Source organism: Collinsella aerofaciens ATCC 25986 (assembly GCF_964259375.1).
Lineage (GTDB): Bacteria > Actinomycetota > Coriobacteriia > Coriobacteriales > Coriobacteriaceae > Collinsella > Collinsella aerofaciens_BO.
Genome location: NZ_CAXVJM010000003.1, coordinates 91,074 through 104,815, shown reverse-complemented (window position 1 = coordinate 104,815; position 13,742 = coordinate 91,074). Strand labels below are relative to the sequence as shown.

12 protein-coding genes are annotated in these 13,742 nt (G+C 61.1%); 7 read left to right on the top strand and 5 right to left on the bottom strand.

What is annotated here, in order from left to right:
• Window positions 1-31: 31 nt before the first annotated feature.
• Window positions 32-757: a uracil-DNA glycosylase gene (locus ACEXKH_RS02190; RefSeq protein ID WP_373572918.1), complete on the bottom strand. Its 726-nt coding sequence runs from the start codon at window positions 755-757 to the stop codon at window positions 32-34.
• Between the two features lie 89 nt (window positions 758-846).
• Window positions 847-1,755 (bottom strand): DMT family transporter, encoded by a 909-nt coding sequence (locus tag ACEXKH_RS02185; RefSeq protein ID WP_373572917.1) that lies wholly within the window; start codon window positions 1,753-1,755, stop codon window positions 847-849.
• Window positions 1,756-1,913: 158 nt separating this feature from the next.
• Here ACEXKH_RS02185 and ACEXKH_RS02180 point away from each other — a divergent pair, with 158 nt between their 5' ends.
• Window positions 1,914-2,780 carry a LysR family transcriptional regulator gene (locus tag ACEXKH_RS02180; protein WP_373572916.1) on the top strand — a complete coding sequence of 289 codons (867 nt, stop codon included), beginning with the start codon at window positions 1,914-1,916 and terminating at the stop codon, window positions 2,778-2,780.
• A gap of 27 nt (window positions 2,781-2,807) precedes the next feature.
• Here the strand turns inward: ACEXKH_RS02180 and ACEXKH_RS02175 are convergent, their stop codons facing one another.
• A complete protein-coding gene (locus tag ACEXKH_RS02175; RefSeq protein ID WP_373572915.1) occupies window positions 2,808-4,190 on the bottom strand; it encodes an MATE family efflux transporter in 1,383 nt (460 codons plus the stop codon).
• A 178-nt stretch (window positions 4,191-4,368) separates the two neighbouring features.
• On the opposite strand from ACEXKH_RS02175, the gene ACEXKH_RS02170 reads away from it, so the two are divergent.
• A complete protein-coding gene (locus ACEXKH_RS02170; protein ID WP_373572914.1) occupies window positions 4,369-5,184 on the top strand; it encodes a putative RNA methyltransferase in 816 nt (271 codons plus the stop codon).
• Between the two features lie 128 nt (window positions 5,185-5,312).
• On the opposite strand, the gene ACEXKH_RS02165 is transcribed toward ACEXKH_RS02170, so the two are convergent.
• On the bottom strand, window positions 5,313-5,714 hold the full coding sequence (locus ACEXKH_RS02165; RefSeq protein WP_373572913.1) for a hypothetical protein: 402 nt from the start codon (window positions 5,712-5,714) through the stop codon (window positions 5,313-5,315).
• A 436-nt stretch (window positions 5,715-6,150) separates the two neighbouring features.
• On the opposite strand from ACEXKH_RS02165, the gene ACEXKH_RS02160 reads away from it, so the two are divergent.
• Window positions 6,151-6,855: a class I SAM-dependent methyltransferase gene (locus tag ACEXKH_RS02160; protein ID WP_373572912.1), complete on the top strand. Its 705-nt coding sequence runs from the start codon at window positions 6,151-6,153 to the stop codon at window positions 6,853-6,855.
• Between the two features lie 48 nt (window positions 6,856-6,903).
• Here the strand turns inward: ACEXKH_RS02160 and ACEXKH_RS02155 are convergent, their stop codons facing one another.
• Complete coding sequence (locus ACEXKH_RS02155) at window positions 6,904-7,200, bottom strand: hypothetical protein (protein WP_373572911.1); 297 nt, start codon at window positions 7,198-7,200, stop codon at window positions 6,904-6,906.
• A gap of 76 nt (window positions 7,201-7,276) precedes the next feature.
• Between ACEXKH_RS02155 and ACEXKH_RS02150 the strand changes: the two genes are divergently transcribed.
• The 4 genes from ACEXKH_RS02150 (at window position 7,277) to ACEXKH_RS02135 (ending at window position 13,742) form a co-directional block, all read left to right on the top strand.
• On the top strand, window positions 7,277-7,765 hold the full coding sequence (locus ACEXKH_RS02150) for a GNAT family N-acetyltransferase (protein ID WP_373572910.1): 489 nt from the start codon (window positions 7,277-7,279) through the stop codon (window positions 7,763-7,765).
• 255 nt (window positions 7,766-8,020) lie between these two features.
• Complete coding sequence (locus tag ACEXKH_RS02145; RefSeq protein ID WP_373572909.1) at window positions 8,021-10,024, top strand: GTP-binding protein; 2,004 nt, start codon at window positions 8,021-8,023, stop codon at window positions 10,022-10,024.
• Between the two features lie 93 nt (window positions 10,025-10,117).
• Window positions 10,118-11,236 (top strand): AAA family ATPase, encoded by a 1,119-nt coding sequence (locus tag ACEXKH_RS02140; protein ID WP_373572908.1) that lies wholly within the window; start codon window positions 10,118-10,120, stop codon window positions 11,234-11,236.
• A 10-nt stretch (window positions 11,237-11,246) separates the two neighbouring features.
• Window positions 11,247-13,742: an excinuclease ABC subunit UvrA gene (locus ACEXKH_RS02135; RefSeq protein ID WP_373572907.1), complete on the top strand. Its 2,496-nt coding sequence runs from the start codon at window positions 11,247-11,249 to the stop codon at window positions 13,740-13,742.

The following is a 13,742-nucleotide window of genomic DNA, read 5'->3' as shown; positions in this document are numbered from 1 at the left end:
GCCGTCGGGCGCGTTTTTGATGTATCGATTTTTAGCCGAGGCAAGTCCAGTTGACGGGGGTCGAGCCGTGCTGTTCGAGTAGCCGATCAGCTGCCGAGAAGGGGCGCGATCCCATAAAGGCGGGGAGCTCTGCCGTGGCACGGTTGGCCGAAAGCGGCGAGGGGTGCGTAGAGGCCAGACAGAACTTGCCGGTTGCCTTTCCCGCGCCGGTCGCGGCGAGCTTGCCCTCGACCATCTGCTGGGCAAAGCGGCCCCATGCCAAAAAGACTACCGGCTGGGGCAGCTGGCAGCAGCGCTCGATAACGTAGTCGGTCAGCGTGCTCCAGCCCAGCTTGGCGTGCGAATTGGCGGCATGCTCACGCACGGTGAGCGTGGTGTTGAGGAGCAGGACGCCCTGTTGTGCCCAGGGGGTTAGGTCTCCCGTGGCGGGGATGGGGCAGCCTAGGTCGGCGTTGAGTTCCTTATAGATGTTGCGCAGGCTCGGCGGCAGTTTGGTTTGCGTCGCGGGAACCGAGAACGACAGCCCCATGGCCTGGTTGGGCCCGTGATAAGGGTCTTGACCCAAGATGACAACCTTGACCTGATCGGCAGGCGTGTAAGCGAGGGCATTGAGGATGTCGTCTTGTGCCGGGTAGATAGTCTGCACGGCACGCAAAAGGGCGATGCGCTCGAGCAGCTGGTTCGTCGTGTCACGTACCGGCTGCGGCGCATCGCCCAACCAAGTTGCTATGTTGCGGTCGCGGGTTGCGGTGTTCATGGGGCTCCTTTATGGCAGATGCTGTGTTGGCATCTATTGTAAAGGCGCACCGGTTGCCTTTATGCCGCGGCTATAAAAGGTGAGGCGCTTTACGAGGCTCGCTCGGGCGCTCCTGCCATGCGGGTATGGTCGTGAGCATGCGCATGAAGTCGCGGAAGCTGCACGGTTGCCACCATGACGCCGGTGAGGATGAGGGCGGCGCCAAAGAAGGCGATGGGGCTTAGGACCTCGCCAACCAGGAAGAACGAGAAGACGGCGGAGCAGACCGGCTCGAGCGAGAAGGCGAAGCCGGTGGTCTCGGCGGGCACGTGGGGCTGCACGAGTGTCTGAGTGATAAAGCCGTAGGCGGAGCAGATGAGTGCGAGCGCGACGACAACGACGATCTCGCTGGGCGTGCCGGGAAGCGTGAAGCCGCCAAAGGTGAATGCAGCGATGCCCGAGAACAAGCCGCCGAAGCCCAGCTGCCAAACGCCCAGAGCAAGCGGATCGACTTCTTCGACAAAGCGCTTGGCCACGATGATGTGGCTGGCATAGATAAAGGCCGAGAGCAGCATGATGATCGCGCCCGGGTTCAGGCTGGTAAAGTCGGCGCCCGAGAGCAGCAGCATGCCGCAGGTGACGATGGCGGTGCCGACGAGCACTTTGCGCTCGGGGGCGCGACGCAGCAGGGCGGCGTTGGCAAACGGTACGATCACGACCGTCAGGCTCTGCAAAAAGCCGGCAGTGGAGGCAGAGGTAAGGCTGGAGCCCAGGCACATGCAGGTGAGCTCGGTTGCCATAATGGCGCCGATGATGGCGGCACGGACCATAAGATCGCGGTTGATGCGCAACGCGTGCTTGTGGAAGAGCAGCAGGCAGACCACAAAGGCGATGATGCAGCGTAGCGCGACGATGCTCGTGGCGTTCATGCTGTCCATGCCGATCTTCATGAGGGGATACGAAAAGCCCCATGCGACGGGAACGGAAAATGAGAGCGCGATTGCTTTTTTGCGATCCATGGGACTCCTTTTGTTACAGAACGGTTTCGCAAAAAGGATTCTGCTCTCAGATGTGGATGTAGTAAAGCGAATGTATCTTCAGTATGATTAAGAAATACTAATGCTGGCAGAAAAAGCCCTGGCAAAACGTTTTACAGCTATATCGAGGTGGAGGCACGATGGCATCGCGGTATCAGATTGTTTGTATGGTGGTCGATCGCGGCAGTCTTAAGGGCGCGGCGGACGAGCTGGGCTATACACAAAGCGCGGTGAGCCAGGCCGTCAAGGCACTCGAGCGCGAGCTGGGTACAACGCTTATCGAGCGCGGTAAGCAGGGCGTTTCGCTTACGCGCGACGGCAAGCAGTACCTGCCGTATCTGCGACAGATTGTGACTGCCGAGGCTGAGCTCGAGGGCAAGCGCCAGGAGCTGCTGGGGCTTTCGTCGACCGATATTCGTATCGCGACGTTTACCAACGTGAGCCGCACCGTATTGCCGCGCGTGATTCGCGACTTTGGTGCGCTGCACCCGGGCGTACGCTTTACCCTCAAGCAGGGCGATTACACGCGCAACGCTCAATGGGTGCACGATGGCGTGGTTGACTTTTGCTTTACGGCGCGCGGGTTTACCGCAGGGCTCGAGAAGCGTGTGGTCTATCACGACGAGTTGGTGGCATTGTTGCCGACAGCGCATCCGCTGACGGCAAAGGAAAAGGTGACGCTCGCCGATTTGGCGTCCGAGCCGTTTGTGCTGCTGGATGAGGGCGAACAGAGCCTGGTGCTCGATGCATTTGCGGCGCATGGGCTGTCGCCGCACGTGATGAGCGAGGTGACCGACGACTACACCATCATGGCGATGGTGGAGGAGGGCCTAGGCGTGAGCATGCTCTACCGTCGTACTGTGGAGGGCATGCGAGCCGATATTCGTGTGCGGCCCATCGTGCATGCCCCCTCGCGCGACGTGGTGGCCGCCTGGCGCAGCTGGGACACCATGCCCATCGCCACGAGGCGCTTTATCGACTATATGAGCTCTCATATTGTCAATTAATGACTGGCGTGGCGTTGAATGCGGTGTTTAGCGGGCTGTCGCTTTGGCTTGGGTGGCGCGATAGGTGCGTGCCGGGTGGCAAAGTAGTACCGCCACGACCATAAAGAACGCCGTGGTGCCCAGGCTGATGGGGTAGACCATCATGATGTTCGCAAAGGTGCGGAAGTGCGGGAACACACAGAACACCCAATAGAAGCGGATGCCGCAGACGCAGATCATGGTGATGAGGGCGGGCGTGAGCGAGATACCAAAGCCGCGCAGGTAGCCTGACATGTTTTCGTAGAACATGCTAAAGGCGTACGCCGGAAAGATCGAGCACACGCGGATATAGCCTATCGAGACGATGTTGGGATCGCTGTTAAAGAGCGACAAGATCTCGCGCCCCAGGCCGACAATAACGATGATCGTGGTGAGTGCAACGATACCGCCTTCGACCAGGCAGACCTTGAGCGTCTTGGTGCAGCGATCGATCTGGCGGGCGCCGTGATTTTGTCCCACAAAGGTGGTGCAAGCCTGGCTAAAGCTGTTGAGCAGGTTGTAGCATACGTACTCCAAGCTCATAGCGGCGCTCGAGGCGGCCATGACCTCGGTGCCCAGGCTGTTGATGGCAGACTGGATGATGATGTTGGCGACGGCAAAGACGGCGCTTTGGATGCCGGCGGGCAGGCCGATCTTGACGATGCGCTTGAGGGCGACGGGGTCTAAGCCTAAGTCGCGTAGGGTGACACGGACGACGGAGTCGGTCTTGAGCAGGCGGATAAAGAGCGTGGCGGCGCTGACGGTGTAGGCGATGGCGGTGGCGATGGCGACGCCCGCGACGCCCCAGTGGAGTACGGGGACAAAGATGAGGTCTAGGCCAATGTTGAGGACGGTGGACACGGCAAGCGCCTGTAGCGGCATGCGGGTGATGCCGACGGAGCGGAAGATCGCGGCTTCAAAGTTGTAGAGCAAGATCGAGGGCAGGCTGAGCAAAAAGACGCGCAGGTAGAGCGAAGCGAGCGGCATGGTTTCGGCGGGAACGTTGAGGGCGGCGAGCATGGGCTCGGCAAAGATCTCGCCCAGGGCGATGACGACAAAGCCCACGAGCGCCATTAAAATCGAGGTATGGACGGCGCGTTTGACCATGTTTTGGTCGTTGCGGCCGATAGCGTTGGCGATGACCACGTTGGAGCCAAGCGACATGCCGATAAACAGGTTGAGCATAAGACTGGTAAGCGGAACATTGGAGCCGACCGCCGCCATGGCGAGGGTTCCCTGGTCGCCCGAGAAGTTACCGATGATGACCGTGGCGATGAGGTTCGACAGCTGCTCCAAGATGCTCGTGGCGGCCACGGGGAAGGCGAACAGGGGAATATTGCGCCACAGCGAGCCGGTGGTCATGTCAATGTGCTTAGATACGGTGTCAGCCATACGCTCTCAATCTCTAACATGCTCTTTCGTGCTTATTTGCGCAGATGATGATACTCCTTATCGACTAGTCGTTGGGGACGTTCTTAAACGACTAGTCATTCAAGAACGTCCCCAATGACTAGGCGGGGAAGGCGTGCGACAATGGTGTGCGTTGTGTTGTTCGCGCTAAGGAGTTGCCATGTTGTTGTGTCCCGTTTGCCATGAGCCGTTGGTGGACGACGAGCGCGGTGCTGCGTGCACGGGCGGACACCGGTTCGACCGAGCGCGCGAGGGCTATCTATATCTGCTGCGTTCGTCCAAGAGCGGTGACTCCATGGGTGATCCTAAGTCGCAGGCGCGCAGCCGTCGTGACTTTCTGAACCGTGGATACTACGCGCCGTTGCGCGATGCGATGGTCGAGCTGGTGCACGAGCGGGTGTCTGGACGTGCCGCGTCAACGAACTGCCCCATGACGTTGCTCGATATTTGCTGCGGCGAGGGCTACTACACCAGTGCCATGGGCGCGGTTTCGGGCGTGGATGCTTACGGCTTTGACCTGGGTAAAGAGATGGTGCGCCTGGCCGCCAAGCGCGGCGATGCGACCTACTTCGTGGCCAACATGAAGGACATCCCCGTGGCCGATGGCGCCTTCGATATGGTGACCGAGCTTTTCGCTCCCTTTAACGAGCGTGAGTTTGCCCGCGTGCTGGCGCCAGAGGGCTCGCTCTACACCGTGGTGCCGGGTGCCCGTCATCTCTTTGGGCTTAAAGAGGTGCTCTACGACACACCGTACCTTAACGATGAGAAGCTGCCGAAGACCACCGAGCTCGAGTTGGTCGGAACGCAGCGGGTGTCTGCGAACATTACGCTCCAGACCCAGGCTGACATCGAGGCGGTGTTCCAGATGACGCCGTACTACTATCGCACGCGCCCTGCCGACAAAGAGCGCCTGGCAAACTTGGACACGCTCCAGACCGATATCGACTTCATCATCGCCAAGTACCGCCACAGCTAACAACCTGCCAAAAAGGGACAGGTTTATTTTGGCAGGTTTTATCTGGGCAAATGCAAAGGGCCGACCGCGGAGATGCGCGATCGGCCCTTTACGTTTGCTCGGCTGCAGGGAACTGTGGGGACAGGTGACTACAGGCGGTCCTTGTTCTCGGCCTTAACGGCGTGCGCCTGCTGAATAAAGAACAGATCGTAGACCACGATGACAAAGGCGACGATGTTGACGGAGCTGCCGCCGAGCGCGGGAAGGGTAAGCACGGCTTGGACGAGCGTAACGACCGCGGCAACGATACCGAGCTTAAACGCGCAATCCACCTGCGAAGGCTTGTTGGCGCCCTTGATGCCTGCAACACCTGCAGCAAGATCAACAATGCCCTTGGCGACAAGCACGACCGCGGCGAGCATGGCGTTCGACCCGTACGTGGAATCGAGCTTGCCGGTCGCGATGCCGGCGATTCCAATGACGAGACTGGCGATGCCCAGAACAAAATAAATCAGGGCAAGGATTTTGAGTGTCTTGCGAGCGGCGCTCATAGCTGGTCCTTTCGATGCGGGCGCGGAGAATCTGTCGCACCCAGGTTGCGGCACATATCGTGAAGCACATTGTAGTTCAACGGGGCGATGCATGCGCCTGAAAGCGTCTCTTGCCTGTACGGTCCAACCTTTCAAAAAGGAAAGCTGGACGTAAGCCAAATCGATGGCAGCTCATGTGCGGCGCTGCGATGATGAGGCCGTAACAAGGGGCTGGTCTCAAGGAGGAGCCATGATGTACGGAGCAGGGCAAGTGCGTGAGCCGCGGTCGTTGGGAAGGCGCATGGGTGATTCTGTGATCGCTGCCGTGTGCACGGGATTGATGGCGGTGCTTTGCATTGGGATGCTGTGGACCATGTCGCATGTGGGACAATAGCGGACGGTTGGGTGTCGTCATGAACGGCGCTCACGCATTCGTTTTGCTTGTTAAGGAGTGTCCATGGGTGTCGTCGATCCCTTTTCTGTTGCTCGGGCCGCGGGGCTTGAGTTGATCGGGAAGTCCGAGGGCCTCACGCTCACCGGCGGCACGATGGAGCTGCGCGCCGATTTTGGCCGCATGCTTCCACGGCTCAAGCAGGGCCGTCTGCAGCAAGAGTTGCTGGTAAAGGCTGCGCGCGCAAAAGGCATCGAGCGCCCATGGGCGATTGACGCCACGGCGGGCTTTGGCGAGGATTCGCTGCTGCTGGCGGCCGCGGGCTTTACCATCGATCTGTATGAACAGGATTGCGTGATCGCGGCGCTCCTCAAGGATGCCTTGGATCGCGCGGCAGATGATCCGGCGCTTGCAGCTGCCGTGGCGCGCATGCGCTTACATGCGGGCGAGGACAGCATTGCCGGCCTTCGCCATGTAGCTGAGCTGATCGGGCAGGGCGAGCTCACCGCTCCTGACGTGGTATATCTGGACCCCATGTTTCCCGGGCGCACCAAGAGCGCGGCGGTGAAAAAGAAGTTCCAACTCTTGCATCATCTGGAGCAGCCGTGCGCCGACGAGGAGACGCTGGTCCAGGCAGCACTTGCGGTGTATCCGCGCAAGGTCGTTATCAAGCGGCCGGTGAAGGGCCCGTTGCTCGCCGGCGTAAAGCCGAGCTATCAGCTCGCGGGCAAGGCCGTTCGTTACGATGTTTTGGTGCCGCCGCGCCCGTAGCTTGCGTGCGATGGCTGGCGCTCCGTCAGCGCCGTGCCGATGCGGGGCCTATTTCCAGGGGTGCGACGTCAGATGCCATCCGCCGCAGTATTCGCATTTGTAGCAGGCAAGGCCGCGCCGCCCGCGGTTTTCGCAGTCGGCCATAACTGCCTCGGCCTCGGCGCGCGTGTCGTAACGGTTTTTGCGTTCGCACGACTTGTAGCGCCAGGCTTCATCGCGCTCGGCGTCCAGGGCGTCGCGGCGCTCGTCTTCGCGTGCAAACAGGTCGCTCATATCGCCGCCCGTGGCAGCGCCCAAAAACTCGCTTTTGGCTTTTGACCAGGCGGCTCGCTTTTTGCTACTCATCTGCTTCGCGCCCTCTCCAAACGCTGGTATCATTGCTCAATCAAAGTGATACCAATAAACGTGAGGTCGTCGCGTGATGATCAGAAAAACCCTCGATACCGACATTCCCGCCGTTATGGCCATCTATGACGCGGCCCGCGCTTTTATGCGCGCGCATGGCAACGCCACGCAGTGGCCGGTAGGCACGCCCTCGGCCGAGCAGCTGGCTGCCGATATCGCCGCCGGTGGCAGCTATGTGTGCGAAGTCGACGGCCGAGTGGTGGCGACGTTTGCCTTTTTGCCCGGCCCGGACGAGTGCTATGACGTAATTGAGGACGGTCAATGGCGCAGCGACACTCCGTACGCCGTGCTGCACCGCGTGGCATCCGATGGCGCCGTACACGGTATCGCGGCTGCGATGTTTGCCTTTGCCAAAGAGCGTGCCGATCACCTGCGTATCGACACGCATCAGGACAACCTGCCCATGCAGGGAGCCATTGCCAAGGCCGGGTTTAAGCGCGCCGGTATCGTATATGTGTCGGACGGTACGCCGCGCGTCGCGTTTGATTGGCTGCGCGAGGCATAAGATCGAGGGCGCGTATCAACAATTCGCGCGAACGAAAATGGCTCCGGGTGGGGCCATTTTCGTTCGCTGCGCTGTTTTGCAAGCCGGCTTTCGCAAGGCGCGAACCTACGAAAATCGCCGCGCGGCAACGCAGGGCGATGAGCTCGGTCGGGGGATAGGGCCCGCTTCGCCCGCCGGCCCGTAAATTGTATCATCCAGTGTGGAGCGTGAGTGCCCGTTGCCGCGTGTGATGGGCTTGTATATAAGAGGAGAGCCATGTCGAAGCAAGCGGTCGTTGGAATCTTGGCGCATGTCGATGCCGGCAAGACCACGCTGGCCGAGGCCATGCTGTTCAACGCGGGTCGTATTCGCAAGCGCGGCCGCGTTGACGATGGCGATTCGCACCTGGACACTGACGCGATCGAGCGCGAGCGTGGCATCACGATTTTCTCGTCGCAGGCCGTGCTCGACCATGGCGATACCCACGTCATGCTCGTGGATGCGCCGGGGCATGTCGATTTTTCTGCCGAGGCGGAGCGCACGCTGCGCGCACTCGACTATGCGATTTTGGTTGTGGGCGCCAACGATGGCGTGCAGGGGCATACTGAAACCCTGTGGCGCCTGCTTGCGCGCTATGACATCCCGACGTTCATCTTTATCAACAAAATTGATTTGGAGAATCCCGGCCGCGATGTTTTGCTGGCGCAGCTTGGGCAACGTCTTTCCGAGGGCTGCCTGGATGCCAACGAACTGCTGACGGGCGGCGCCGTTCAGGAGGACGCTGCTGCGTTGGACGAGGCGGCGCTCGAGGAGTTTCTTGAGGCGGGTGAGCTTTCCTCCGCGACGCTGTCGCGCATGGTAGTCGAGCGCAAGCTTTTTCCCTGCTTTGCCGGCTCGGCGCTCAAGGACCAAGGCGTGGACGAGCTGCTGGATGGCATGTGCGCGCTGATGCGTGAAAGGGCATGGCACCCGGAGTTTGCCGCGCGCGTCTACCGTGTGAGCCGCGGGGATCGCGGCGAGCGCTTGGCATGGGTTAAAGTGACCGGCGGCACGCTGCATGCCAAACAGCTGATTAACGGACGTTCCGGCGCCGAGGCATGGGAGCAGAAGGTCGATCAGGTGCGCATCTATAACGGCGAAAAGTATGAGCTTGTCCAAGAAGTTGCTGCTGGCGGCATTTGTGCCGTGACGGGCCTTGCGCACGTTCGCCCAGGGGACGCCTTGGGCGCGGAATCCGCGTGCGATGCACCCGTCATTGCGCCGGTCCTCACCTATACGGTGCTTCCGGGCGAACACGATGTCCATGCGGTGTTCAAAGCGTTGACTGAGCTGGCCGACGAGGATCCTATGCTCGGCGTAAGCTGGAATACGCATCTCGAGCAAATACATCTGCAGCTCATGGGAGCGGTGCAGCTCGAAGTCGTGCAGCGCGTGCTTGCCGATCGTTTTGGCCTTGCGGTCGAGTTTGAGCCCGGCGGCATTCTCTATAAGGAGACTATTTCGCAGCCGGTCGAGGGCGTGGGCCACTTTGAGCCACTGCGCCACTATGCCGAGGTGCATCTGTGCCTGGAGCCGTTGGCAGCGGGTTTGGGCGTACAGTTTGGCACCGTGACCTCGACCGACGAGCTCGATCTTAACTGGCAGCGTTTGGCACTCACCAACGCCATGGAGCGCGATCACCTGGGCGTGCTGACCGGCTCGCCCATCACCGATGTGCGCATTACGCTCACAGGTGGCCGCGCGCATGCCAAACACACCGAGGGCGGCGATTTTCGCCAGGCCACGTACCGCGCGATTCGCCAGGGGCTCATGCAGGCGCGCGACGCCGGCGCGGCGGTGCTGTTGGAGCCGTGGTATCGCTTTGAGCTCGAGGTGCCGGGGGAGTGCGTGGGTCGGGCGCTCTCGGATGCCACGCGCATGGGTGCCGAGTACGAGCCGCCGACGATGGCGGGAGACCGGGCGAAGCTTGTGGGTTGCGTGCCGGCATCTGAGGTGCAGGATTACGCGCTGGAGGTGGCTGCCTACACGAGTGGTCGCGGACATCTGTACCTAGAGTTCGCCGGCTATGCGGCTTGCCATGATGCCGAGCGCGTCATCGAGGCGGCCGCCTATGAGCCCGAGGCCGATCTGCCCAACACGCCCGACTCGGTCTTTTGCTCTCACGGCGCCGGCTACACGGTCAAATGGTACGACGTGCCCGCCGCAGCTCACGTAAAGGTCGATCCCGCCACCTTCCGCCCCTGGCGAGCGGCGGACGCCGAGTTTTTCGGCCATAGGTGATAGAAGGGCGGCACCTTTGTCACCTGCTGTTGGTATAACTCGGTATAAGTTGGTATAACTATAGGCAGGGTTTGCCAATCCGAGGAGTCCGACATGAATCCAAATCCCTTTAAGCCCACTGCCGGCAAGCGGCCTCCGATACTCATCGGCCGCGAGTCGGTCATCGAAGATTTTGAGGAAGGACTCGACAACGGCGCCGGAGCGCCGGGTAGGCTCATGCTCATTACGGGAAACCGTGGCTGCGGCAAAACGGTTCTCCTGCGGGAGCTGCAACGTCTAGCCAATGAGTGCGGATGGGCGGTTATCTCCGATTCCGCTTCGCTTGGCTTATGCGACCGCTTAGTCGACGCGCTTCGCTCGAATAAACCCGTTGTGACGTCGTTGGGGTTCGGGCCGTCGTTTGGCCGGATGTCGGTCGAGGCGGCGCGAGCAAAGGGCGAGACGTTACGAGGGCTGGTCAACGAGCGCCTCAAGAAGCTCGGTCCAGGCAAGGGCATACTGTTTGCGATTGACGAGGCGCAGTCTGCGTCTATCGAGGAGCTGGCGGCTCTTGCCGTTCTCTATCAGCAGGTGCTCGGAGATCAGGATGCTACGGGATTGCCCGATAGCGACCAGCGCGGTCTTGCGCTGGTGTTCGCTGGATTGCCCAGTATGGTTGATGACTTGCTCGAAGAGCCGAGCGTGACGTTTTTGCGCCGTGCCCAGCAGCGTACGCTGGGGGCGATCTCTTTGCCCAAGGTGCGCGATTCATATGTCCAGACGGTCAAAGACGCTGGTCTTTACATTGATGCGGAGACGGCGGACCTTGCGGCGCGCAGGAGCATGGGGCATCCCTATATGGTCCAGCTGGTGGGCTATTACATGTGGCGCTCTGCTGTCCGACGTAACTCGCAGGTCATTGAAAGGTGCGATGTCGAGGATGGCCATGCGGATGCCGTCTCCGAGTTCTATGAAGCAGTTGACGCTCCCTTGTATTACGGGTTGCGCAGTCCGCAGCGCCTATTTATCGAGGCCATGGCGGCTGACGGGGGCAAGCCGACGCGCATGGCGGACATCATTGAGCGTTGCGAGCGTACCCAGAGCTGGGCGAGTAAATATCGCGCAAGCCTGATTCGCGAGCGCATCATCGAGGCTGCCGGATACGGCCTCGTCCGGTTTACCGTGCCCATGCTGGGCGCGTACATTCGCGATCGAGTTTTATGGCATGAGTAGGGTGATAAAGGTGACGGAACAGAAGATGGGCCCGCAGGCTATCGAGGTGCGCGGTGCGCGCGTCCATAACCTCAAGGACATCGATATCGATATTCCGCTGGGAAGGCTCGTGGGCATTGCCGGCGTGTCGGGTTCGGGCAAGAGTTCGCTGGCGCTGGGGGTTCTTTATGCCGAGGGCTCGCGTCGCTACTTGGAAGCACTCAGCACCTATACTCGACGTCGCCTGACGCAGGCCGAACACGCCCAGGTGGACGAGGTGCTGCACGTGCCGGCGGCGCTCGCGTTGCATCAGCGTCCCAGTGTGCCAGGCGTACGCTCGACCTTTGGCACCATGACCGAGCTCAACAACAGCTTGCGCCTGCTCTTTAGCCGTTGCGCCCATCACGTGTGCCCACATTGCGAGGCGCGTGTGGAGCCGAGCCTTAACGTGGCTGCGGGCCTGTCGCTCACGTGCCCCGCATGCGGCCGCGAGTTCTACGCGCCGAGTGCCGAGGACCTTGCCTTTAACAGCGGCGGTGCGTGTCCCACCTGCGGCGGCACCGGTGTCATGCGCGAGGTGGACGAGGCGAGCCTGGTGCCCGACGAGTCAAAGACCATCAACGAAGGCGCGGTGCTTCCCTGGGGCACGCTCATGTGGGACCTGATGAAGCAGGTGGCCGGCGAGATGGGCGTGCGTACCGATGTGCCGTTTAACCAGCTCACACCTCAAGAGCGCGACATCGTGTTCCACGGTCCGGCGGTTAAGAAGCATATTCTCTACGTTCCCAAAAACGGCGAGGGTGCCACGCCGCTCGACTTTACCTATTACAACGCCGTCTATACCGTTGAGAATGCGCTCGCCAAGGTCAAGGACGATAAGGGCCTCAAACGCGTTGCACGCTTTTTGCGCGAGGGGCCATGCCGTGACTGTGGTGGCACGCGTCTTTCCGAGGCTGCGCGCCAGCCCCAGGTGCGCGATATCAATCTGGCACAGGCGGCGGCTATGACGCTGGGCGAGGCGATTGAGTGGGTGCGTGGGGTGCCTATGTCCTTGCCGGCCGAGATGCAGCCCATGGTAGCGGATATCTGCGATTCATTTTTGAGCACGGCCCGTCGTCTGGTCGACCTGGGTCTCGATTACCTTTCACTCGACCGCGCCGGCGCCACGCTCTCCACGGGTGAGCGCCAGCGCGTGCAGCTTGCCCGCGTGGTGCGCAACCGATCGACAGGCGTGCTCTATGTGCTGGACGAGCCCTCAATCGGCTTGCATCCTGCCAATGTCGACGGTTTGGTAGGCGTGATGCGCGATCTGGTGGGCGACGGCAACACCGTGGTCGTTGTCGACCACGATACGCGCGTGCTGGCGGAGGCTGATTATCTGGTCGAGATGGGCCCCGTTGCCGGAGCGGGCGGCGGTAATGTGATTGCCGCTGGTACGGTGGACGAGGTCGAACAATCGCAGGGCAGCCGTATCGCGCCGTTTTTGCGCGTCGAGCCCAAGCGCTTGCGTCCGCAGGTGACTGACGACGAAATGTTCGACCAGGGCCATATCCGCATGGCGACCGATGCCATCCATACCGTCAAGCCGCTCGAAGTCGATATCCCGCGCGGCCGCTTGGTCGCGGTGACGGGTGTTTCGGGTTCGGGTAAGACGACGTTGGTGCTTGAGACGCTCATCCCGGCACTCAAGGCGCAGGCAGCTGGCGAGCGCCTGCCGGGGCACGTGCGTTGGGTCGATGCCGAGGGCATTGCGCGTGCCAACCTGATTGACGCCACGCCCATCGGCGCCAATGTTCGCTCGACGGTGGCAACCTATGCCGACATCCATGATGAGCTGCGCCGCGCCTTCGCCCGTACGCCCGAGGCCAAGGCAGCCGGCTACAAGGCGGGTGCCTTTAGCTACAATACTGGCGCCTTGCGCTGCCCTACGTGCGATGGCACGGGATCGATATCGCTCGACGTGCAGTTTTTGCCCGATGTCGAGATCGTCTGCCCGGCATGTCGCGGTTCGCGTTATGCAGACGCGGCTTCGCGTATCCATCGCGAGGGCAAGGACGGGAGTCTGCTTACGTTGCCGCAGCTCATGGACATGAGTGTGGACGAGGCCATCGACGCCACACTGGGACTCAAGAAGGTTCAGACGCGCTTGCAGACCTTGCACGACCTGGGCCTGGGTTATCTCACGCTTGGCGAGCCCACACCGGCGCTTTCGGGCGGTGAGGCACAGCGCCTTAAGCTCGCGAGCGAGATGGGCCGCGTGCAGGATGATGCCGTATTCGTATTTGACGAGCCTACGATCGGCCTACATCCGCTCGATGTTCAGGTGTTGCTGGGTGTGTTTGACGGCCTCGTTGCCAAAGGCGCCACGGTTATCGTGATTGAACACGATCTCGACCTTATCCGCAACGCCGATTACGTGATCGACATGGGCCCAGGCGGTGGCGATGCGGGCGGGCAAATCGTCTGCGCCGGCACGCCGGGCGACATTGCGGTCTGCTCCAAGAGCATTACCGGTCGCTACCTATAG

What these genes read in the sequence shown, in the direction of transcription:
- ACEXKH_RS02190 (WP_373572918.1), bottom strand. Translation starts at nt 757, where the DNA reads ATGAACACCGCAACCCGCGACCGCAACATAGCAACTTGGTTGGGCGAT.
- ACEXKH_RS02185 (WP_373572917.1), bottom strand. Translation starts at nt 1,755, where the DNA reads ATGGATCGCAAAAAAGCAATCGCGCTCTCATTTTCCGTTCCCGTCGCA.
- ACEXKH_RS02180 (WP_373572916.1), top strand. Translation starts at nt 1,914, where the DNA reads ATGGCATCGCGGTATCAGATTGTTTGTATGGTGGTCGATCGCGGCAGT.
- ACEXKH_RS02175 (WP_373572915.1), bottom strand. Translation starts at nt 4,190, where the DNA reads ATGGCTGACACCGTATCTAAGCACATTGACATGACCACCGGCTCGCTG.
- ACEXKH_RS02170 (WP_373572914.1), top strand. Translation starts at nt 4,369, where the DNA reads ATGTTGTTGTGTCCCGTTTGCCATGAGCCGTTGGTGGACGACGAGCGC.
- ACEXKH_RS02165 (WP_373572913.1), bottom strand. Translation starts at nt 5,714, where the DNA reads ATGAGCGCCGCTCGCAAGACACTCAAAATCCTTGCCCTGATTTATTTT.
- ACEXKH_RS02160 (WP_373572912.1), top strand. Translation starts at nt 6,151, where the DNA reads ATGGGTGTCGTCGATCCCTTTTCTGTTGCTCGGGCCGCGGGGCTTGAG.
- ACEXKH_RS02155 (WP_373572911.1), bottom strand. Translation starts at nt 7,200, where the DNA reads ATGAGTAGCAAAAAGCGAGCCGCCTGGTCAAAAGCCAAAAGCGAGTTT.
- ACEXKH_RS02150 (WP_373572910.1), top strand. Translation starts at nt 7,277, where the DNA reads ATGATCAGAAAAACCCTCGATACCGACATTCCCGCCGTTATGGCCATC.
- ACEXKH_RS02145 (WP_373572909.1), top strand. Translation starts at nt 8,021, where the DNA reads ATGTCGAAGCAAGCGGTCGTTGGAATCTTGGCGCATGTCGATGCCGGC.
- ACEXKH_RS02140 (WP_373572908.1), top strand. Translation starts at nt 10,118, where the DNA reads ATGAATCCAAATCCCTTTAAGCCCACTGCCGGCAAGCGGCCTCCGATA.